The 21,965-nt window shown below is 43.6% G+C and carries 20 protein-coding genes, 1 tRNA gene and 1 pseudogene; 12 read left to right on the top strand and 10 right to left on the bottom strand.

All coding sequences use genetic code 11. The annotated features are described in order from the left end of the window. Positions 1–15: 15 nt before the first annotated feature. The 3 genes from trxA to tyrS are packed head-to-tail and all read left to right on the top strand — an operon-like array spanning position 16 to position 2,516. The gene (gene trxA, locus WC473_02560) at positions 16–336 is read left to right on the top strand and encodes a thioredoxin (GenBank protein ID MFA5124682.1); all 321 of its coding nucleotides are present in this window, start codon (positions 16–18) and stop codon (positions 334–336) included. Beyond that, complete coding sequence (locus WC473_02555) at positions 329–1,276, top strand: FAD-dependent oxidoreductase (protein MFA5124681.1); 948 nt, start codon at positions 329–331, stop codon at positions 1,274–1,276. Before trxA ends, WC473_02555 begins: the two co-directional genes overlap by 8 nt. A gap of 1 nt (position 1,277) precedes the next feature. Beyond that, entirely contained in the window at positions 1,278–2,516 is a 1,239-nt protein-coding gene (gene tyrS / locus WC473_02550) for a tyrosine--tRNA ligase (protein ID MFA5124680.1), read from the top strand. A 262-nt stretch (positions 2,517–2,778) separates the two neighbouring features. Here tyrS and WC473_02545 read toward each other — a convergent pair whose 3' ends face one another. The 4 genes from WC473_02545 to WC473_02530 form a co-directional block, all read right to left on the bottom strand. Then, on the bottom strand, positions 2,779–3,654 hold the full coding sequence (locus WC473_02545; GenBank protein ID MFA5124679.1) for a hypothetical protein: 876 nt from the start codon (positions 3,652–3,654) through the stop codon (positions 2,779–2,781). Between the two features lie 169 nt (positions 3,655–3,823). Beyond that, positions 3,824–4,294 (bottom strand): hypothetical protein, encoded by a 471-nt coding sequence (locus tag WC473_02540; GenBank protein ID MFA5124678.1) that lies wholly within the window; start codon positions 4,292–4,294, stop codon positions 3,824–3,826. A gap of 5 nt (positions 4,295–4,299) precedes the next feature. Continuing rightward, positions 4,300–5,394 (bottom strand): DNA methyltransferase, encoded by a 1,095-nt coding sequence (locus WC473_02535; GenBank protein MFA5124677.1) that lies wholly within the window; start codon positions 5,392–5,394, stop codon positions 4,300–4,302. Positions 5,395–5,502: 108 nt separating this feature from the next. Then, entirely contained in the window at positions 5,503–6,594 is a 1,092-nt protein-coding gene (locus tag WC473_02530; protein ID MFA5124676.1) for a hypothetical protein, read from the bottom strand. Positions 6,595–6,825: 231 nt separating this feature from the next. Between WC473_02530 and WC473_02525 the strand changes: the two genes are divergently transcribed. From WC473_02525 to rlmN, 3 genes are all read left to right on the top strand, one after another. Beyond that, positions 6,826–6,908: transfer RNA gene (locus tag WC473_02525), tRNA-Leu, on the top strand. 107 nt (positions 6,909–7,015) lie between these two features. Then, on the top strand, positions 7,016–7,279 hold the full coding sequence (gene rpsT, locus WC473_02520) for a 30S ribosomal protein S20 (GenBank protein ID MFA5124675.1): 264 nt from the start codon (positions 7,016–7,018) through the stop codon (positions 7,277–7,279). Positions 7,280–7,316: 37 nt separating this feature from the next. Then, a complete protein-coding gene (gene rlmN, locus WC473_02515) occupies positions 7,317–8,342 on the top strand; it encodes a 23S rRNA (adenine(2503)-C(2))-methyltransferase RlmN (protein MFA5124674.1) in 1,026 nt (341 codons plus the stop codon). A gap of 53 nt (positions 8,343–8,395) precedes the next feature. Here rlmN and holA read toward each other — a convergent pair whose 3' ends face one another. Then, positions 8,396–9,373: a DNA polymerase III subunit delta gene (gene holA, locus WC473_02510; GenBank protein MFA5124673.1), complete on the bottom strand. Its 978-nt coding sequence runs from the start codon at positions 9,371–9,373 to the stop codon at positions 8,396–8,398. A 680-nt stretch (positions 9,374–10,053) separates the two neighbouring features. Here holA and WC473_02505 point away from each other — a divergent pair. From WC473_02505 to WC473_02485, 5 genes and pseudogenes are all read left to right on the top strand, one after another. Beyond that, positions 10,054–10,812 (top strand): helix-turn-helix domain-containing protein, encoded by a 759-nt coding sequence (locus WC473_02505; protein ID MFA5124672.1) that lies wholly within the window; start codon positions 10,054–10,056, stop codon positions 10,810–10,812. A 42-nt stretch (positions 10,813–10,854) separates the two neighbouring features. Beyond that, positions 10,855–11,004: a hypothetical protein gene (locus WC473_02500; protein MFA5124671.1), complete on the top strand. Its 150-nt coding sequence runs from the start codon at positions 10,855–10,857 to the stop codon at positions 11,002–11,004. 12 nt (positions 11,005–11,016) lie between these two features. Further along, positions 11,017–11,514: pseudogene (locus WC473_02495) on the top strand (histidine phosphatase family protein). Positions 11,515–11,530: 16 nt separating this feature from the next. Next, a complete protein-coding gene (locus tag WC473_02490; protein MFA5124670.1) occupies positions 11,531–12,598 on the top strand; it encodes an aminoglycoside phosphotransferase family protein in 1,068 nt (355 codons plus the stop codon). A gap of 178 nt (positions 12,599–12,776) precedes the next feature. Beyond that, on the top strand, positions 12,777–13,118 hold the full coding sequence (locus tag WC473_02485; protein ID MFA5124669.1) for a hypothetical protein: 342 nt from the start codon (positions 12,777–12,779) through the stop codon (positions 13,116–13,118). 99 nt (positions 13,119–13,217) lie between these two features. Here the strand turns inward: WC473_02485 and WC473_02480 are convergent, their stop codons facing one another. The 5 genes from WC473_02480 to WC473_02460 all read right to left on the bottom strand — a co-directional run bounded on the left by WC473_02480 (position 13,218) and on the right by WC473_02460 (position 18,697). Beyond that, complete coding sequence (locus WC473_02480) at positions 13,218–13,805, bottom strand: hypothetical protein (GenBank protein ID MFA5124668.1); 588 nt, start codon at positions 13,803–13,805, stop codon at positions 13,218–13,220. A 336-nt stretch (positions 13,806–14,141) separates the two neighbouring features. Beyond that, positions 14,142–14,342 carry a hypothetical protein gene (locus tag WC473_02475; GenBank protein MFA5124667.1) on the bottom strand — a complete coding sequence of 67 codons (201 nt, stop codon included), beginning with the start codon at positions 14,340–14,342 and terminating at the stop codon, positions 14,142–14,144. A gap of 158 nt (positions 14,343–14,500) precedes the next feature. Then, positions 14,501–15,277 carry a helix-turn-helix domain-containing protein gene (locus WC473_02470; GenBank protein ID MFA5124666.1) on the bottom strand — a complete coding sequence of 259 codons (777 nt, stop codon included), beginning with the start codon at positions 15,275–15,277 and terminating at the stop codon, positions 14,501–14,503. Between the two features lie 159 nt (positions 15,278–15,436). Continuing rightward, positions 15,437–18,349, bottom strand: a complete 2,913-nt coding sequence (gene polA / locus WC473_02465; GenBank protein MFA5124665.1) for a DNA polymerase I — start codon at positions 18,347–18,349, stop codon at positions 15,437–15,439. 102 nt (positions 18,350–18,451) lie between these two features. After that, a complete protein-coding gene (locus WC473_02460) occupies positions 18,452–18,697 on the bottom strand; it encodes a hypothetical protein (protein MFA5124664.1) in 246 nt (81 codons plus the stop codon). A gap of 142 nt (positions 18,698–18,839) precedes the next feature. On the opposite strand from WC473_02460, the gene WC473_02455 reads away from it, so the two are divergent. Then, complete coding sequence (locus WC473_02455) at positions 18,840–21,938, top strand: AAA family ATPase (GenBank protein MFA5124663.1); 3,099 nt, start codon at positions 18,840–18,842, stop codon at positions 21,936–21,938. Positions 21,939–21,965 lie beyond the last annotated feature (27 nt).

The raw sequence follows: 21,965 nt of genomic DNA, 5'->3' as shown, positions 1-21,965 counted from the left end.
ATTAATTATAATTTTATGTCAGAAATAATTTTTACCGACGCTAACTTTGAGGCCGAGGTATTGAAAAGCGATAAAGTCGTATTGGTTGATTTTTTTGCCACTTGGTGCGGCCCATGCAAGATGCAGGGGCCGATTATTGAGGAGTTAGCTAAGGAAATAGGCGATAAGGCCAAGGTGGGTGCTATGGACGTTGATGTTAACCCCGCGACCGCCGGAAAATATAATGTAATGTCCATACCGACTTTGATTGTTTTTAAGAATGGTGAAGTGAAGAATACCATGATGGGTTTACAGGGCAAGGAACAACTAAAGGCGGAAATAGAAAAATATGTCTAATTACGATGTTATTATAATCGGCGGAGGCCCAGCCGGTCTGACGGCGGCTGTTTATTGCCGTCGTCGCGAACTCAAAACGTTAGTAATCGCCAAAGCCGTAGGCGGCCAAGCCGCTCTGGCGCATGAAGTTCAGAATTGGCCCGGTACGGAATCTATCAGTGGCTTTGAACTAACGCAACAAATGAAAGCGCAGGCCGATAAGTGGGGTGCCGAGTTTATCTCTGATGAGGTTTTGGCTGTTGCTGAAGGTGAGAAAATTTTGGTTAAAACTACACAAGGAGAATATCAGACTGAAGCGGTAATCTTGGCTTTTGGTTTGACGCCGCGTGATTTGGGCGTGCCCGGAGAAAAGGAGTTTACCGGACGAGGCGTGTCTTATTGCGCCACTTGCGACGGACCCTTGTTCAAGAATAAAAGCGTAGCAGTGGTTGGCGGCGGCAATGCCGCTTCGGAAGCGGCCGAGTATCTCTCTCGATTGGCTAAGCAAGTTTTTTTACTCTCTGATACTTGTGATGCTGCAGCCGAAGCCACATTAGTGGATAAGGTCAAAGCAATTAAAAATATTAGCGTTACTTGCGGTCTGAAGGTTGTTTCGATTGAGGGCGAGGGCCAAGTTGCCAGTATTAAATATACGGATTTAAAGAATAACGAAAATAAGAAGTTATCACTGGACGGTGTTTTTATAGAAATCGGCTATAGTCCGAAGACCGCCTGGCTTAAGGGTGTGGTTGATTTGAATGAGCGGGGGGAGGTTCAGGCTGATAAGGCAGGGTTGACCAGTGTTAAGGGGATTTTTGCCGCTGGCGATTGCACCGACGTCGGGTTCAAACAAATAGTAATTGCCGCCGGCGAAGGCGCTAAGGCCGCTCTCTCAGCTTACAAATATTTAGCCGCTAATAAGGGTCAAACGGCTCGGCCTGATTGGGGAGAAAAAAAGTAATATGAGACATTTAACTAAGATTAAAAATCATAAAGTCATCACCGATAAAAAGATAATTGATGATGTTTTGACACGTGGTGTAGAGCAGGTTTTTCCTGATAAGGAAACCTTGCGGAAATTGCTTTTATCCGGAAAAAAAATCCGTTTGTATTGCGGTTTTGATCCTACCGCCACCTCTTTGCATTTAGGTCATGGCATGACCGTTCGCAAACTGGCGCAATTTCAGCGTCTGGGTCATGAAGTGATTTTTTTGTTCGGCGGTTTTACGGCTATGATTGGCGATCCGACGGATAAAGCTCAGGCGCGCAAAACACTGACAGCGGCGCAGGTTCGGAACAATATGAAGGGGTGGAGGAAGCAGATCGTTAACTTGATTGATGCTAGAAAAACTTTGTTTAAAAACAATCATTCCTGGCTGTCACGGCTTAATTTCTCTCATATCCTTAAGTTGACTTCTTATTTTACCGCTCAACAAATGCTGGCGCGCGACATGTTCCAAAAGAGAATAGCCGAGGGCAAAGATTTGTATTTGAATGAGTTTATGTATCCCCTGATGCAGGCGTACGATTCGGTGGCTATGGACGTGGATTTGGAAATCGGCGGCAATGATCAGATGTTCAATATGTTGGCCGGGCGCACGCTGATGAAAAAGATGAAGAATAAAGAGAAATGCGTTTTGACGTTAAAGCTGTTGGCTGATCCGACAGGCAAGAAGATGGGCAAGACCGAGGGCAATATGATTGCCCTGACCGATAGTCCTGAAGATATGTTTGGCAAGGTGATGAGTTGGACCGACGAAATGATCGTGCCGGCCTTGGAGATTCTAACCGATGTGCCCATGGAATTAGTTACGGAAGTGGCGAATAAATTGAAGTCGGGCGCGCTTAATCCCCGTGATGCCAAAATGGATTTGGCCTATGATGTGGTAGAGATTTATTTGGGTAAGCAGGCGGCCGATCAGGGGCGGGAATACTTTAAGCGGGTAGTACAAGAAAAAGAAAAGCCGACCGAAGTGTCAGAAGTGATAGTGGCAGTAAGTGATAAGATCGGCGTAACTGATTTGTTCTTGCAAGCCGGACTAGTGGCTTCATCCAGTGAGGCTAGACGGCTGATTAAGGAGAAGGCGTTGAAAATTGATGATCAAATAGTAGCGCATCATGAGTTGGAGACAGTCATACCGATTGACGGGTTATTGTTACAGCGAGGTCGAAGGCAGTTTGTGAGGGTAAAAAGCAAATAAAAAATTCCGGCGTAAGGCCGGTTTTTTTTATTTTATATTTATTATTTTGTAAAATAAATCGCCCCCGCAAGGAAAAACCTCGCGGGGGCGTGTTTGTGCATTAATTAAATCACCTGATTATCGGCCGGCGACGCCAGAAAGCAGGCGACAATAAATTGGTGGGTGAATGAGAAGGTGCCATCGTTGTTTTGCTTAATCGGGGGATTGCTCCCTGATTCGTTTCGCAATAAATTAAACCAGAAATCTTCCCCGCTGAATTTATCTATCTCCGCCTTGGAGATTTTCGGTTCAGGTAGTGAAGCATACCAAATCCAGCTATCATTATCAAGATAGCAATCCCCAACGACGGAATATATGACAACCCAAAAGCAAGGAATAAGGCACTGCTTAAAACGGCAATGGCTAGAATCGTTATGATGTTGAATAATTTCATGGCAGTTAATTCTCCTGTAGCGGTGGGGTTGAAGTACAAGATAAGCATCATTATTGACTCAATCAAGAAAAAATCAAGTGGTTGAATGGCATCGGCGGCGGTTAAACGCGGTATGGCCAGTACGGCGCAAGCGCAGGATAACCAGAAGATTGTCCAAGCCAATTTGTCTTCTCTGTCTGGATCGCGCCAGGCGGAAATGAGGGTGGGGATGGAACCGATAAAACCAACACTGGCGCTGGCGATAATCGCCATAAGCGGGTTGTCAAATAACAGCCATAGAGACAGCCCCGCAGCCGCGCCCAATAGGCACAACTTATCCAGTTTAGTCCAAGTACTCTCACCGTAAATCAGGGCCAACAGTAAGATAATCCCAGCACCGAAAATAACCCCGGTCATCTGTCCGTTAAGGGTGCCGGCAGCTACCATGCCGCTAAAAGTCAGCAGATCGATGGAAAACCAGATGACCCAGGAAACCTTTGACGGTTTAATCCGCTTCTTGTTTTTTTTGAAATTTAAAATCCAAATAAGAAGATTGATAAATCGTTCTATCAGCCATAATAGCTTAAACGGTTGAATTTTCTTTTTGGCTGAGGTTAGGAAATTTGTTACGGTGTTGTAGCCGATAATGGCGATGCCATAAGGAATAAGTCCGATGATAAACAGCATTCCTGCCGAAAATCCCAAAATCACCCTGATGTTTTCCATGATTTACCCTTCCTTGTTTTGGTGTTAATGTTTTTGTAAGGTCCGTTATGATTTAAAACCATTTTAAATCAATAAGTAATTATAGCAGATATAAATGGTTTCGTCAAGCGTTTAATTATGAATAAATGTGAATAAATGTATAATATTAAGATTGAACAAAAAATAACCGTTACCGGTTTTTTTTCGGTATGCGGAGCTTCTCTTTCAAATCATTAAAGCGGTCGTAGAAACCCTTGGAATGTATGGAGTTAAGTTTGAGTTTCAGGGTATCGTAGTGGTGCAGCCACTCGTGAAGCAAAGTATCCAAAAAGCTTTTGGCAGAAATGATTTGTCCCCGAGCGGCCGTACGGTTTTCTATATGAATGGCGCGGTCGCGGATTTTATATAAGCCGTAGCGTTTCATAACAATTCGGCCGTTGCGTCGGCGATGCTTTTGGTTGGCGTCGTTGACTGTTAAATGTACAATATCCATATTGGCCCCATCGCAAAGTTCATCCAACAATGATTCGCCCAGTTCTTGCCGTTGTCTATAATCAGTGGCGACCAAAAGCGCCGCGGACAATTCTTGAGCCGCGGCGGAGATGGGCAGTTTTACTTGCGTGATTCTGTTGCTACGCAGGTAATTTAATTTGTTGAACATTTTTATCATTGCCAGACAGTAATGTTGCGCCAAACTTTTTGGTCTTCGCGCTTATAGTATAGGTTGCCATTGTCCAGGTGCTTGAAACCTAATCGGCCGATGGGTTGGTTAATATTGAGGCGATAAATCTTATCATGCAGATGCCACTCGGGAAAAACCATGACAATCCGGCCGTTCTTGGCCAGGACTTTCTTGAATTGCTGGAATGCGATTAGGTATAAGTCCGATAATTCTGCAATAGTTTTTTTAATTTGTTCCGAGCTTTCCTGGCCCCTTATCGGTTTACCCAGATATGGTTCGGTGATAATAGCGTCGATTGAAGCGGATTTAATCTTGTCGGCTAACTCCTTGACATCAATCTGATCGATTGACAGCCGGTAATCGGTAATTGATAGTTCTTTCGCCAGCCATTCCAGATTTTTTTGGCTATCGGCCACAGCTTTGGCCGACAGATCGGTGCCGATTAAATTGGTGTAGCCCATGGCCAGCGCTTCGGAAATGATTGTGCCGGAGCCACAGAATGGGTCAAGGATGGTATCGGTTAGCTTAGCGCCGCTTAAGTTGATCATCATTTTGGCGGCTTTGGGCGGTAACATGCCGGAGTAAGCGTCGGCGGCCGGTCGGCCGAAGTCCCGCCTGCCAAATTCCTTAAAATCCTGTACGGCGCAGGTCTGGGCAAAAAAGCCCGGAGCTATAATGTAGTCCTGGCATTTTTCTTTGGTGATAATAACTGAAGACAAGGCCGACTCGCGGCTAGTTACCAAGCGGGAAGCGATACCTTGTTCTTTTAATTGCTTTTTGATGTTCAACCCCCAGTTGCTGGTTTTTTGTTCATAAAAACTCAAACCGAAATTAAAGCGACCGTCTTTCTTGGATATGGCTGAAGCGATAATCGGTTGGGCTTCCGGACGTTCACCCAATACTAAACCGATTTTAATTACTCCGCCCAGGCGTTTCATTAATTGTTGGCAGTCGATTTCAGAGCTATCAACTACCAAGAAGGACTGGCTTTTTTTGATGATTTTGGCTTGGGGCAGTACAGTCGAGATTTCGGCCGTTGATAGTTCCGGGTTATTGCCTAAAATAAATATATATTTCATATCAGTGACTTCATTTTAACATTAAAACCGCCAAAAGAAAAAGTCCCGGCGGGTCGCCGGGCTTTTCTTTTCTGGTCTGGTCTTTTATGGATTATTGAAAGCATTAAATTAATTGCAGGTTTGGGATCCGGCCGGTTTGCCGATAGTGGTGCCGCAACGGTTGGTGTCCAGGCATTCCCTGTATTTCACTCCACTAGAACAGATGCTCCAAGAAGTACAACTCCAATTCTCATTGCAATTGTAACACGCTTGAGAAGTAATAGGTTTGCTGGCAGTCGTGCCGCAACTGTTGTTATCCCAGCAAGTGCGGTATTGTTTGCCGTAGGAGCAGGCGGACCAAGAACTGCAAGCCCAGCTTTCACTGCAACTGTAACAGGCCTGAGCGGTGATTGGCTTGTTGTAGGAGGTACCGCAACCATTGCTATCTCGGCAAGTGCGGTATTGGGAGCCGTTAGCGCAAGCGCTCCAGGAATAGCAGGTCCAGTTTTCAGCGCAAGTGTAGTTATAACCGCTGTAGTAACTGTTGCCAAAACTGTAGCTGATGCTGTAGAGGTTGTCTTCGCGGGCGACAATATCCCCGCCGTCAGGATAGTACATGGAAGAATCAATATTTTCAATTACTGAGTCCCAGCGGAAATTATTGGCATTGAATCCGGCTTCGGTTATATGTCTTTTTTGGCTATTTTGAATATAGTAGATGTCATTGGATCCGGCATATCTCAGGAGCGTGCCATCGGGCAATTTTTGATTCTCGGTAATGTCACAAACGCCATCATTGTAATAGTCGCTCTCAAAACTCGCCGGGATAATCAAAGCGCGGTTGTACTGGTAATTATTGTAATGAGCCGGAGCGCGGCAAAGCTTGCCACCCGGCAGAACGGCATACATCCTCAAACTGTTGTCAAAATGAATCAAAGCGTAGCCCGGTTTGACGGTAACGTTCTTTCCCGTTGGAATTTGCAATAGTTCATAATCAGCCACGGTAGTGATGATTTGATCGTTCCATGAACCTTTATACCAACTGAAGAAAACTTCTTGATTGGGAAAAAGGTGCCGATAACCTGAACCGTCAATGTAATAGACGGCCGAGTTGCTGCTGGTTTTAATTAGGTTGCCTTCGACGGCAGTGTAGGCCAGGGCTGGCTGGGAGATAGCGAGTAAGCCGGCGCTACAGATGATTGCGAGGATGATTTTTTTCATATTTTTAGGTGTTTTATGTCAGGTTTTAACTAAAACTAAGAATAATTGAAGTTTAACTGAAAGCAGTATCTGAGTCAATATTATATAGATTGTTTTATCGGCTATTTCCAAAGTTTAATAATGATTACTGCAAATTAATTTATTATTTTACCTTTTTAGCGTTTTTTGTCAAGTCGTTCAATTGGAGACTTGATTTTTACTGATTTAAATGCTATAATGTAATCAATTTCCGCCGAAGTGGTGAAATTGGTATACACGCATGCCTTAGGAGCATGTGGGCTTGTCCCGTGGGAGTTCGAGTCTCCCCTTCGGCATTTGATTGACAAAGGTCAAAGTATTTGTTATTATTCTAACAAGCTCTCACACATTAACTACAAATCATAAGCTATCCGCCGATTGGCGGAATTACGAATTTAAATTTATGCCTAATAAAAAAAGCGCCGCCAAGGCCCTGCGCCAAAGTGCCAAACGCGCCTTAAGGAATTATAAAGTCAAACATGCCATCAAGGACTTGGTTAAGGATTCGCAAAAGATGATAGCCGCTAAAGAAAAACAGGCCGCAGAAAAAGTCAGGGCAGCCATTAAGGTGATTGACAAGGCCGCCGGCAAAAAAATTATCGCAAAAAATGCCGCCGCTCGAAAAAAATCAAGACTGATGAAAAAGTTAAATTCTTTAATGAAATAAAAAAGCTCCCGCCTTGCGCGGGACTTTTTGCATCGCTATGGATTTATCAGCTTTAAATAAAATATTAGCCGGTCAGCCCGCTTATCGTCTGAAACAAGTCAAACAGGCGATATATTTGAAATTAATCAGTGATTGGGATGAAGTCACCACTCTGCCTGCCGATTTAAAGCGGAAACTCAAAGCCGGTTGTCCTTTGGAAGTTAATGCTACAGAGACAGCTAGTGATTCAAGCCGCAAAGCACTGATTAAATTGGCTGACAGTGCCGTAATTGAAGCGGTGCTGTTGGAAAATGCCGATGGCCGTTATACGGTTTGCGTTTCTTCCCAGGTCGGTTGCCCTTTGGGCTGTTTGTTCTGCGCTACCGGTCAAAACGGTTTTGAACGCAACCTGACAGCCGGAGAGATCGCGGAACAGGTTATTTATTTTGCCCGTCAACTCAAGACCGAGGGTAAAAAAATAGACAATGTCGTTTTTATGGGCATGGGAGAGCCGCTTTTGAATTGGCCGAATGTCGCTGAGGCGATTAACCTGATTAACGATAAGGATGGTTTTGGTTTAGCGGCTCGTTCCATATCAATTTCTACTTGCGGTCTGATTGAGGGCCTCAAAAACGTTACTCGTTATCCGTTACAGATCAATTTGGCGATTTCTTTGCATGCGCCCAACGATGAATTGCGGCGGGAACTGATGCCGATTTCTTCCAGCTACAAGCTGTCAGAGTTGTTTCAACAGCTTAAATCTTATTTGAAGGAGAGGGGTCGCAAGTTAATGTTTGAGTACGTTATGATCGACGGCGTTAATGATGATGCGGAACAAGCAAACGAGTTGATCAGGCTTTTGGAGCAATTGCCCAAAAAACTAGTAATGGTCAACTTGATTCCCTATAACCCGATTATTTCCCGTTCCGGGGCGATTAGTCGCCGATTTAAGGCTTCACCCATGGAGCAGCTCAAGCGTTTTAAGATGATTTTAAACCGTTCCGGCATTGAAACGACTATCCGCAAATCGCTCGGCGGCGATATTGCCGGCGCCTGCGGGCAATTGGCGGGAAGAAAAAAATAATCAAAGAGAAAAAAATAAAGACCGCTCGCGAACTTTGCGAGCGGTCTTTATTTTTAGCAATGTTTTATTACAAACAGGTCAAACAGCAATTCTGGGTTTTTGGCGCCGGATTTGAGTTGGCGTTCCAGTTTCAATAAATCATTCTGAATATTAATCAGCTGTTTCAGGCTGAAGCTTTTGGCGAAACCCAGGCTTTTGCGGGCGGGGTAGGCGTGGACGCCGATTTCTTTGGCCGCTCCCTCCGGCGTCAAGCGGGGATTATTTTCCAATAGCGTTTTGGCTTTTAAAATCAGTTTGAATTGCCAATTAATTGACCCCAGCAGTGCCAGCGGTTCGGCACCGGAGAGGAACTGCCGGCTTAGGAGTTCCAGAGCGCGTTCGCGATTTTTGTCGCCCAGCGCGTCGGTTAGAACGAAAACGTCGTCGTCAATTTTGGCTTTGACTAAAAGCTTAACATCGGCAGTGGCGATTATTTCTCCGGCTTTGTACGACCCGAGCTTGTCCAGTTCATTGGTAAGTTGGGTCAGATCATTGCCGACCAAAAGCAATAACTCACTGACGGCTGCCGGAGCTATTTTTATTTTTTTGCTTTCGCAGTATTTTTTGATCCAACCGCTTAGCTCGCGGTCTTTGAGACGGAATAACCTGTAGGCGAATTTCTGTTTGGCTAAGAAGTTGAAGAGCGCATCTTTCTCCGGTATTTTTTTTTCTTCTTCAAACAAATCAACAAACATCAGATTATTGTCAATTACCGATTCCTTGGCTTTAAGGAAATCCAAGATTTGATCGCGCAACTTTTTCTTGCCGGCCGACATGTCGGCTATCAGTTGTTCAATGATGATCAACTTGCGTTCTCCCAGAAAGGGCGTAGTGAGGGCTTCCTGGGATAAGCGATCAAAGTCCAGTTCATCATCTTTTAAGCGGACGACATTAAGACTGCTTTTATCCCTTTTTTGGATAAAACCAGCTTGCAGTTCAGAGATTTTTTGGCGGCATAAGTGCGCTTCCGTGCCGTAAACGAAAAATATCATGGTTGGCGGGTAGTTTATTATAAATCCCTCTAATACCCCATCCGCTTGGCCGACAGGGCCAACTCCATTACAGATGGTTTGCAATTGATACGAGATAATTTTAGCTTATTTATGTCCAAAGAACAACCCTTGACTTTTTTGATTATTAGTGATAGAAATAGTTCAGTGTTATATGTTCTTTGATATTGACCAACCAAAAAAGAAAAAGGAGTAATGGCTATGTGCGGCGGACCTTATGATCCTGAAGAAGACGTTGTAACTCCAAATTGCAGAGTTTGTGATTATAATCCTTGCATGTGCGGTCAGAAACAATATATGAGTGACAAAGGGTACGCTGAACAATTAAGAAAGTCGCAAGAGGAAATGGCCAATGACCCTCTAGCACCATCAGCTGTTCCCGATGGCTGGGGGCCCTGATTATTACGTTCATTGATGAAACCGCTTCGGCTTAGCCTCGGCGGTTTTTTTATTAACTACGCATTGTTAACTGATGTTATTATCAGTTCGTTGTACGTTTTTGTCCTGTGGATAACTATAAAAATGTAGAAAAAAAGTTAATAAAATAAGTATATAAAATATTGTAAATTTAAACAAAATATAATAAAATAATAAATAATGTAGAAAAAGTATTGACAAATAAAAATCAACGAGTTAAGATAACAGTACTTTAAGATAAATATATGGAAATACAAACATTACTAAGGAATTTCGGTCTGAGCGATAAAGAAACCTCGGTTTATCTCGCTTTAATTGAGTTAGGGCCATCTTCCGTCCGCGTGGTGGCTGATAAGGCCGGCATTAATCGGGGGACAACTTACGATATCTTGAAAGCTTTGATTACTGCCGGATTAGTCACTTATTACCACAAGCAGACTAAGCAGTTTTTTGTGGCGGAACCGCCGGAAAAGCTTCTGGGCGCATTGGAGGACCGTGAAGAGAAATTGGCTTTGGTTAAAAAAGACATCAAAGAAAATCTGCCTCGTCTGCAAGCGATTTTTGAGCGTAGCGGCAATCGGCCGGCGGTTAAATTTTATGAAGGCGATCAAGGTATGAAGCAGATTTTGCAGGACGTGTTGGAAACTATGAGAAACCGCGAAGATAAGACTTATTTTGTTTATTCTTCCGGCACCGCCGAAGACCGCAAACATCTTTATGCGGCCATGCCTGATTTCAATAAAAAACGAACCGCTAAGAAAGTTATCGTGCGTGTAATTTCGTTGGGTGAAGTCGGCGGAATATTCGGGTTGGATGAAAGACGGCAAATCCCCGCGGCTGGCGATAATCTGAAAATGACGCACGAATTGATTTACGGCGGTAAGATCGCTCATATCGGTTTGGATGATTCTGGCAATTCCCTTGGCGTGGTAGTGGAGAATGAGTCAATCTATCAAATGCAAAAGCAGGTTTTTGAATTTAATTGGCAAGCGATTAAAAAATAATTTTGATAAATTGCACTTTGACAACCAAGAGGAGAAAGAAACATGTTAGGTCAACTCAAGAGTCATTTCAAAAAGATTATTTTTGTCCGCCATGGCGAATCCATCGGTAATGCCAGAGGATTGGATGATAATTCATTAACGGTTATGCCCAACCATCAATTTCCTTTGACTGACCCTGACGGCTGGGAATAAGCGCGGCACTGCGGCGAGGTACTGAAATCATTAGGAATCGCCTGGGATCAAGAATTTATTTCCAGTTACTTAAGACCGGCAGAAACTCTGCGAGGAATCAAAGAGATATATCATCCCTGCGCCCGCCAGCCAATTATGGATCCGCGTTTAGATGAATGGTGGCGCGGCGTCTGGCATACGATGAATAAGGCGGATATCTCCCGATTGTATCCATTGGAGGAGCAAATCCAAAAACGCGAAGGTTGGTATCACTACCGCGCCCCAGGCGGTCAATCCGGACCTGATGTGGAATTGCAAATCCGATCTTTTTTAAATGATTTTTTGTATGGCTGCTACAGTTATTTTCGGACAATTTTTATTGTCGGCCATGGCAAGTGGGCCATACTATTCTGGCGATTGATGACTGAAGCAAGTATTGAGGAAGCGGCCGAGCGACTGAAAAATAATCCTTTTGGCAATTGTTCCATTACGATTTTTGATGGTTCTATCAGGGAAATACCAACCCAATAAATTAAAGGAGGCAATTATGCCCAAACAACAATTCAGTTTTGAATATTTAGCGGAGATCGCCGCTAAATTTTTAGGACTATGGCCAGAAAGTGCGGAGCGCTATGGCAAAGGCGCAATCAATGATAGTTTTCGGGTTGTTGTCGGGAATAAATCGTATCTATTACAGCGAGTTAACGACCAGTATTTTCCTGAACCGCTGAAGTTGCTGGAGAATTTTTCTGCCATCGCTTCTTGTCGCGGTCAGGCGCTAGGTTTGTCCGCTATCGGACTCAAAAACGGCAACGTTCTATGGTATCGTGATGAAAGCGGAGCGTATTGGCGCTTATATGATTTTTTTGATCACTCTTACAGTTGTCAGAGCATTGAAAATATCTATCAAGCGTATGAAATCGCCAAGGCCTACGGCCAATACTTGGCGCTTCTGTCCAAATTGCCGCTTGAGGCGCTTAACGTGGTCGTGCCCGATTTCCATAACACTCTTTGGCGTTATCAGCAGTTGATTTTGGCGCGACAGCAGGATCGGTTTAGCCGGGTTGCTGATTGCGCCAAGGAGATTGAGTTCATTAAAAGCCGATTGGAAGAGATTGCGGAATTTTCCGCCCTGGTTGACAGTGGCAAGATCCCGTCCAGGTTGACGCATAACGATACGGGAATAGACAATGTCTTGCTGGATAAAAGCACAGGTGCGGCCGTGGCGGTGATTGATTTGGATACGACTATGCCAGGCTATAGCCTGTGGGATTTCGGCGATATGTTCCGTTCAGCTTTGGGCGTGGAGTTTGACGAGCGTCCTGGACCGATTGAATGTTTCAGCGCTTTGCTTAGCGGTTATTTGGCCGGTACGGGGCAATTATTACTGCCGGAAGAGGTTGAGAATTTTGCCTTGGCTGGGCGGATTATTTCGTTGGAGCTGGGCATTAGATATCTGACCGATTATCTTAGCGGCGATGCGGTCTTCTGCTATTCTAACGGCGCCAGTTTGCTCCGCGCTCGTAAGTCCTTGTTACGTTACAAGATTATGAGCCATCATGCTGACCAGTTCAGGGTAGCGGTAGATAAGGCCATAGCCGTCTATTGCGCCTGAAATTGCACCTTTTTAAAACCGTCCACCTCAATTTTTATATATTATATATATTATTAATTGAAGTCGGACGGTTTTTGCTTCGTTTTAAATTGGTTGACAATTTTAGTATATTGCTATAATATTGGTTCTATTAATGATGTCTGTTCTTTAAATTATAACCAATAGAAAGGAGGTTATTATGACTAAAGAAATAACTGAGACAAGAAGAATCAGTGATGAGGGTATTCGACGAGCCGTAGTTGATTTGATGTTTGGCTGGCGTGATCCCGATACTTGGTTATCTAATGTATATTACGAATCAAAAAAGGATGCTGCAGGAATATTAGAGGGAGTTGATCCGGAATATTTATACCCCCTCGTTCAATATTTGGGGGTTTCCGGCGTTGATCTACAAGAAACATTAAAGATGGTTAAGAAGTATGATCGAACTGGAAAGAGTAAAAGATTTATTTTGGCGTTGTATAGGATGTGGCGAGGATTAACTATGGCGTTTCGTCCTCTGCGAGGATATCGTTATTAATTTTGCACATTTATAAAACCGCCTCGGCTTAGCCTCGGCGGTTTTTGATTTAAATAAAACACCACTCGCAACAGATGCTTGAGTGGTGAAAATGAGCATTTATTTTTCGGCAGATGCCTTTTTCAATCCCAGTTCTTTCAGGGCTGCTATTTTTTCCTTAAAGGCTTTAAGTACGTGACTACCACCCTTCTTTTGAATCATTTGGTAAAATTTTTCTTCACCGAAATCTCCCAACATTGCGCACATATGGGGAAAAGTAAGTCGGTAGAGGACCCCGCTCCAAAGACTGCACGGTATATTAAACCCCGTCATACTCTCCAATCCCTTGCTATAAGGACAGGCAGAGCAGATGATGCCATCATAGAACTGTTTTTTGGCTTCTGCTCTTTTCGCCTCATACCAATCCCAGTAATAAATTTTCCCTTCCGGTGCCGGTGGCATTTCCTCCCCTGGCGCTGCTTTGGGGCAATCCTTGGGGTGGATTACTCCGAATTTATCAAATAATTCACTGGCTAAACGTTCAATGGTCTCCTGAGCATCAGCCAGTTGTTGTTCAATTTCCGGAGAGCTTTCATATCGTCCATGACTAATATCATGATTTGTGTGCCAAATAATCCCCCCAATACCATCAATCATCTCCCAGTATTCCATTTCAGTTTGCGGTTCTTTTTTCAATATATTTGCCATTGGTGTGTCTCCTTCTGGTTCTCTGACCCTGACTTTTAAATGAGCAATAGTTCTCCTACAGATTAGCATACTAATTATGTTTTGTCAATATCTGTACGCCCCGGATTATATATAATAATAAAAACCGCCAGGTTGCTTGAGGCGGTTTTGAAAAGTTTAAGTGATTCCTTTATTTCAGTCAGAATAACACCAAGAGAAAGCGATTAATTCATCATGTTTCGCTTTGGCTCCGACCGTGATTTGCTCATACAGATAACTTAGTAATCCAGAGGAAATGCGGTTGGTTAAGGAAAAGATGATAAAGATTAAATTAATCTCAAAAACTTAAAATAAAGCTTATCGATCAACAATGTTACCGCTGGGGTCAATATGGATTTTCGTAAGAGCTTTTTCTATTTGAGAAAGCTCATACTTGATTCCTTCTTCATAACTTTTATGCTTTCCGGAACGCACTTCTTCCAATAGGTCCTCATAACAGCTTTGAATGAAGATAAGAGAACCTTTTACAGCCTTTTGACTGAATCCGCTTGGGGGCATATGGTTTTTATTTATTACTTATTTTATCTAATGGAATTATTCCATAATTAATCAATTCACGTAATAAACAAAATAAAAAACGCCGTTATGGCGTCAAAAAGCACAAATAATAAGGTAAATTACTAACTTTTTTGTTGTAAATATTTTTACAACATTTTTTACTTAAATGGTTTAGAAAGCTCCCAGAGAGTATTAAATATTATACGATATGATTGAGCCAGTATATGGCTCTCAATCCAAATGGCAATCTCGTCATGGAAAGAAACAATCAGAACGGTGTTATTAAAAATATCAATATTAACTTTTAGAGGAAATTTTTCAATCCATCTGGTCTCTCGTTTATATTGTTTGTCATTTTCAATCGTTCTGCGAGCCGCCTCGGAATTATGGACAAGCATACGGCTTCTTGAATCGTGCTTCACAAATTTTTTATTCCATTCATCCCAGTATGACTCCGGTAAAAATTCAAAAATATCATCAATTAAACCAGCCAGGGATAAAACCTCGGTATTTTTTGATACTTTCAATTCTTCCTCATAAGCTTCTTTAATTTTTGGTATGCCTTCAAAATATCTAATAATGATCTTGTTCTTTTTTTGAGTCGATAAGGCTTCAAGATTGGGTAAGATTGCGGATAACTCCGTTAAAATCCTTTCCGTTTCATTAATTTTTTTCTTTCCAATTTTTATTAATTTATCTGGATTGGCAGGAATATACTTTCTACCTTGTTTACGGGTTAATTCATAGATTCCTAATTCAATTAATTCTTCCGCTTCTGAATAAATCTGTTGACGATTAATTTTGGTCAGCTTAGATAGTTCTAAAACAGATAATACCCCATGTTTTAAAGAGGTCAAATACAAAGTCGCTTGAATTTTACTCAAACCAAGCCGCGATAATATCTCTAATTGTTCTTTATTTAATGCGGTTATCATATACACAATAATAACACTTTAATTAAAGTAGTTCAATTTCTTTTTTCTCTAACAAAAGAATACTCAAATAATGAGTATTCTTTTGTTGTTACATTTATTTTTTCTAACAGTTTTGCCAGTTATGAATTGCAACGATTTAGATCGGAATGACAAGAATAATTAGGTCTTGATTCTTTCCGTCTCTCCCCAATTGTTGCCGGCGGAAACCTCGGCGTCAATGAGCGCGCGCAACTTCATCACCGAGCACATGGTGTCATGGATGTATTTGCCGACTTTATGGAGTTCATGTTCCGGCACTTCCAGCACTAATTCGTCATGGACTTGCAACAATAGGCGTGAGCGCGGGGAGACCTTGGGCAAGCCGGCGTGGACTTCAATCATAGCTAATTTGATCAGGTCGGCGGCTGTGCCTTGAATCGGCATATTGACGGCCATGCGTTCGGCGGAGCCGCGGACTTGGGAAATGCTGGAAGTGATTTCCGGCAAATAGCGTTTGCGGCCGTAGAATGTTTCCACGTAGCCCTTGTCGCGGGCGATTTCCACGGTTTCTTCCAGCCATCTCTTGACGCCGGAAAATGTTTCAAAATATTTGTAAATGAATTTTTGCGCTTCCGTATTGGACAGACCGGTGCGAGAGGACAGTCCCCAAGCGCCCATGCCGTAAATAACGCCGAAATTAATCTCTTTGGCTGTGCGGCGCAAGGCCTTAGTCACTTCTTCCGGCTTAATGCCGTGAATGATGGCTGCGGTCATGGTATGGATATCACCGCCGGATTGGAAAATCTTCAGCATTTGCTTGTCATTGGCCAGAGAGGCGATAATGCGCAATTCAATCTGCGAGTAGTCGGCTTTAAGTATCTTGAGTCCCTTGTCAGTGATGAAGGCCCGGCGGATGGGACCGCCGGTTTCGGTGCGAATAGGGATGTTCTGTAAATTCGGTTCAGAAGAAGATAATCGTCCGGTGGCGGTTACGGTTTGATTGTAACTGGTGTGTACGCGGCCAGCCTTGTCAGCTAAGGCGGGCAAGGCATCCAGATAGGTGCTTTTTAATTTAGATAATTCGCGGAATTCTATAATCAAATCAATTATCTTGTGTTGGCCCTGGAGCTTTTCTAATTCACCGGCGGCTGTGGACAAGCCGGTTTTGGTTTTGCCGATGCCGGCCGTGGAGATTTTCATTTTATCAAACAGGATTTCTTTGAGTTGTTTGGGGCTGGCCAGGTTGAATTCTTCCCCCGCCATTTTCCATGTTTTCTTTTCTATCTCCTTTATTCTTTTGGCAAAAACGGCGCTGAGATTTTTCAATGCTTTACTGTTTATTTTGATGCCGTTGGTTTCCATGGATACCAACACCTCAACTAAAGGCATTTCTAACTTTTCAAATAACGGCAATAAGGCGGATTTTTCCAATTCCGGCCGGAGTTTCTGATAGAGGCGAAAAGTCAGATCCGCATCTTCTCCCGAATACCAGCTGACTTTTTCCAGTGGGATGTCGGCCAGGGAAACTTGGCTTTTGCCACTGCCGATTAAATCATTGATCGGCTGCATTTGATAGCCGAATTCAATGAACGCCAGAGTATCCAGGCTATGCTGGCGATGTCCGGGATTAAGGACGTAGGAGGCGATCATGGTGTCAAAATAAACACCATTAACATGATTGTCATTCTTACCAAACAGCGAACGTGTGGAAGAATCACTTGAGTTTCCAGGGGATTTGTCGACTTCGCTCGGGATGACATCATTAAAATAAGTGTTTAAGACTTGAATATCAAATTTCAGATTGTGTCCGATTTTTCTGGTTTTTTTACTGTCGAAAATTTCAGACAGTTCCGGTTTGATTCTGTCGGCCAAATCAACCGGCAAATACCAAGCTTCGCCTTCAGTCCAACAGAAAGCGATGCCGATTAAACTGTCAGAGAAGGGATTAAGCCCGGTCGTTTCCGTGTCAAAACAGAATTCTTCTTGTTTTTTAAGTTCGGCTAAGAACCTTTTTAGGCCATCAGTTCTTATTAGTCGGTAATCCTGTTTTCCCAATCTATTATTGGCAGGATGATTAACGACTTGCATCCCCGCTTTGGCGGTAATGACAGAAGATGAGGCGGCCGATTCAGCTGTTTCTTGGTTGGTTAAGGCAGTAGAAAATAAACTGCCTTGGCCGGTCGGCACGATCATGCCACCTTTGGCTAACGTCGCCACTTGGCTCATCAATCGTTTGAATCCCAGCTCTTGGAACAGATCTACGACTTTATTTTGGTCAAAGCCGGCAAAGCGGCAATCGGCCAATTTGAATTCTATGGGCGCATCTTTTTTAATCGTCGCCAATTCTCGCGACATTAGCGCTTGTTCTTTTTGTTCTTCCAATAGTTCCCGCGTGCGGTTTTTTATCAGATCGGAGTCAAGATGCTTGTAAATTCCTTCAAGGGTTTTGAAATTATTCAATAAATCAATTGCGCCTTTTTCACCGATGCCTCTGACGCCGGGGATATTATCGGAAGTATCGCCACGCAGGCCTTTGTAATCAATAAGTTGATTGGGCATTAAACCGCTGAATTTTTCCTTGACCTCGGTTTCGCCGTAAACGATTGTTTCTGACAATCCTTTGTGAGGCGAGAAGACTTTGGTGTTGTAGTCCACCAGTTGCAGGCAGTCCTGATCGCCGGTTAAAATAATCGTTTCAATATCCGGTCGGTCAATGGTTTTTAGATTGGCGATAGTGCCGATCAGGTCGTCGGCTTCATAGCCGGCCAGCTCAAAAATTGGCACGCTAAACGCCTCTAATACTTGTTTGACTAAGGGAATCTGTCCGTACAATTCATCCGGCGCTTTGACGCGAGTGGCCTTGTACGCCTCATATTGTTTGTGGCGGAAAGTCTTTTCTTTGCGATCAAAGGTGGCGGCGATATAATCAGGTTTGATGTCTTTGATGGCTTTAAGGAAAATAGAGGTGAAACCGTAGACGGCATTGGTCGGTCGGCCCTTATCATCGGTTAAGGTCGGAGGCAGGGCATGGAAAGCGCGGTGTATCAAGGCGTTAGAGTCAATAACCAAGAGTTTTTGTTTTTTAGCTGCCATAAATTAGGGTTGAAAGTTGAGTTAATTATAGTATTTTTTCGGCTTTAATTCAATTAAAAAACCCGGTCGCTTGGGTAAGCGACCGGGGCCGTTAAAAGTGCTTTATGCAACGCCGAAGGTTTTTTTGGCCACTTCCAGTATGGGAGTGATTTCTTCCGGCGGCCGCCAACTGTCCCTAACAGATAGGACATGGGGATAATCGAAAGAAAATCTACACTCCTTTCCATTGAGACGACATAGCATGGCGCCGTGGCCGCCAACCGGTCGGGCTTGTGGACATGCGACATCAATCATGACCGGAATTTCGCTACCGTCTGCCTGCCACGGCATGAGATCACTTTCGGCCATGTGCCGATTGATCCTCTGCCACCACTGGCATTCTAAACGCACTTTACCCGATTTCTTATGAATCGGGTTTTAATTTTGCCGATTCCTTGTTTTTTTGGTAAAATGTATATAATTAGTGCTCAAAATATTCGTAATTTCTTCTATGTATTTACAGCGCATTGAATTGCACGGTTTTAAATCTTTTGCTTCTAAGACAATCTTAGAATTTCCCAGCCCCGACAAGCATGACAACACCTGTGGCATTACGGCCATTGTCGGCCCTAATGGCTCGGGCAAGTCTAATGTCGTGGATGCGGTCCGTTGGGTGCTGGGCGAACAATCGCTCAAGCTATTGCGAGGCAAGAAATCCACAGACGTGATTTTTTCCGGCTCAGCCAAAAAAGCTCAATTGTCTTTGGCTGAGGTTTCTTTGTATTTGAACAACGAAGACGGCTCGGCGCCGATTGACTACGCTGAAGTAGCGATTACCAGGAAATTGTATCGTGACGGCACCTCTGAGTATTTGCTCAACAAGACCGAGGTGCGTTTATTCGATATTGTCATGCTATTAGCCAAAGCTAATTTTGGCCATAACACCTATTCCATTATCGGGCAAGGCATGGTGGACAAGATTGTCAATTACAGCAACGAAGAGCGCAAGGATTTTTTTGATGAAGCTACCGGAGTGAAGCAGTACCAAATCAAGCGTGAGCGATCAGTGTCCAAGCTTAAGCGGTCGCGGGATAATTTAGAGCAGGCCAAAGTGTTGATAGTGGAGTTGGAACCGCATCTTAAATCCTTGACTCGTCAAGTTAATAAATTACGCCAACGGCAGGAATTAGAACTGGAATTGAAATCATTACAGAGCAGGTATTATGGCCGGTTATGGCAGGATTTGATGAAACAATATGACGAGTTGGCTTTGCAATACAATACCTTAGATAAGCAACGGTTGCGTTTGGACAGCAAATTAGACGAGTTGCGTAATAAGTTGGAAGAATTATCCAAACAAGGTAGCCGCGCCGAGGAATATGATAAGTTACAGGAAGAATATAACTTGGCTTTGACCAAACAGAATGAAATCATGCGCGAGCTGGCGGTTTTGCGTGGCAAATTGGAAGTGGAATACGCCAAAGCCGGCAAACAGAATTTGTCTTGGCTGGAGAATCGTCGCACTGAGCTGGAGAGCCGGGTAAAAAATCTGCAATCGGAGATCAGAAGCGCCAAACTTAGGCAAGAGGGCAGTGCCGGCAAGTTAGGCGAAAAAGAAAATCAAATTAAAGTGCTGTCCGACGAATTAATGGTTTGGCAGAATAATTTGGATATCATTCAGGATGAGTTTTATCGTACTCGTTCTGGCGGACGCGTCAGTCATAATCAAGAAGCGGTTAGGGCGGTTTTAGGGTTAAAAGATAGGATTATAGGGATTTGCGGCACGGTCAGTGATTTAGGTAGAGTAAAAAACAATAAGCATGAAGCCGCTTTGGTGGCCGCGGCAGGAAATCGATTGTCGGCAGTAGTAGTGGAAAGTGAGTCCGACGCCATTGAATGCATTAACTGGCTGAAAGGCAATCGTTTGCCGCCAGTGACTTTCTTCCCTTTAAATCGTCTAAAAGAATTTTATTTGTCTCAAGATACGACCGATGTTTTGATGGAAAAAGGAGTAATCGGTTTGGCTTCTGATTTGCTGTCATATGATCGCAAATATCAACAGGTCTTTGAACAGGTGTTCGGCAGTACTGTGGTGGTCAGCGACCTAGAGAGCGCCAAGGCGGTCGGCGTCAATCGTGAGCGCATGGTGACTTTAGACGGCGATGTGTTGGAGAAATCCGGCATGATGCGCGGCGGTTTCAAAAAAACGGATAGCTTGCAATGGCGCGCGCCGGATGAGAAGTATTCATCGGAAACAAAAATAAAAGAGATTGCCAGCTTAAAAGCCAAAATAGAGGATCAACGTCGCGAACGGGAGAATTTATTTTTGCAGATCGGCGATTTGAAAGTGCAAACCCAGGTTGATTCGGATAAGGTCAGATCACTAACCGCGGAGATCGATGAGCAGGAGAAGGAATTGGTTAAGATTAAAGCTGATATTGAGGAAGCGCAATTAACCCCTCAGGAGCGCGAACAGTTCCAGTCAGAAGTCTTAATCGGTCGAGAAACCAAAGAAAGAGAGTTGAAGGCGGCGGAAGAAGTGATTGCCGGATTACGCGAGAAAATTGACGGTTTTAATTTGCAGGAAGAACGCAAGAAACAAGAGATTTTCTCCTTACAGCAGGAATCTTACGCTTTGCAAACCGATTTGAATGACATTAACGAAAGACTGTCTTTGGTTAAGGTGGAGTTGGCTAAAGTAGAGACGCGACGAGAGGATACCTTAGCGGCCATTCGGGAGAATTTGGGGGCAGATTGGCAATTCAAGAGCAAAGGAGACTATGCGGAAATAAATTTGATTGAAGATAAAGACAGGATTGATCGTTTGAAACGCCAGTTGGAACTTATCGGCGGCATTGATCCGGAAGTGGAAAAAGAATATGAGGAAGTAAAGACACGTTTTGAATTCCTGTCTGAGCAGTCATTGGACTTGGACCGGGCCATTACGGATTTGGTTAAAGTGGTGGAAGAACTTGATAAATTGATAAAAGTCCAGTTTGAAGAAGAATTTGACAGGATTAATAAGGACTTTTCCCGTTACTTTAAACAGTTGTTCGAAGGTGGCAGCGCCAAATTAACCCTGGTGCAAAAAGAAGAAGAAAAGACCGAAGCGGAAAAGATTCGAGAGCAGTTGGCACAGGCGCCGGCGATGGCAGGGTCTTTGACCGAAGAAGGTGTGCCAGAGATATTAGAAGAAACAGCTCAAGAAGCTCAAAAACAGGTTTATCCGGAAGACAAGTCGTTTTTGGCTAATATGGGTATTGAGATTGAGGCCTGCCCGCCCGGCAAGAAGATCAAAGCGATCAATATGCTTTCAGGCGGAGAAAAAACCATGACGGCCTTGGCTTTGATTTGCGCCATTATTAATAATAATCCGTCGCCGTTTATCTTATTTGATGAAGTGGACGCGGCTTTGGATGAAAGCAATTCCGCCAAGTTTTCCGGTATCGTTAAGGAGTTGGCTCATAAGACGCAATTCGTCATTATCACCCATAATCGGGCCATTATGTCCGAGTCTGATGTCCTATACGGCGTGACCATGCAGGGCGACGGCGTCAGTCGTCTATTATCACTGAAATTATCCGAGGCCGAACATTTAGGTAAGGGATAGCTTCTCTAAGGATTAATAATTATTATG

The organism is Patescibacteria group bacterium (assembly GCA_041650895.1).
Taxonomy (GTDB): Bacteria; Patescibacteriota; Patescibacteriia; order 2-01-FULL-39-33; family 2-01-FULL-39-33; genus CAISTG01.
Note: the sequence above shows the minus strand (reverse complement) of the source record. Positions and strands in the feature narration are given on the sequence as shown.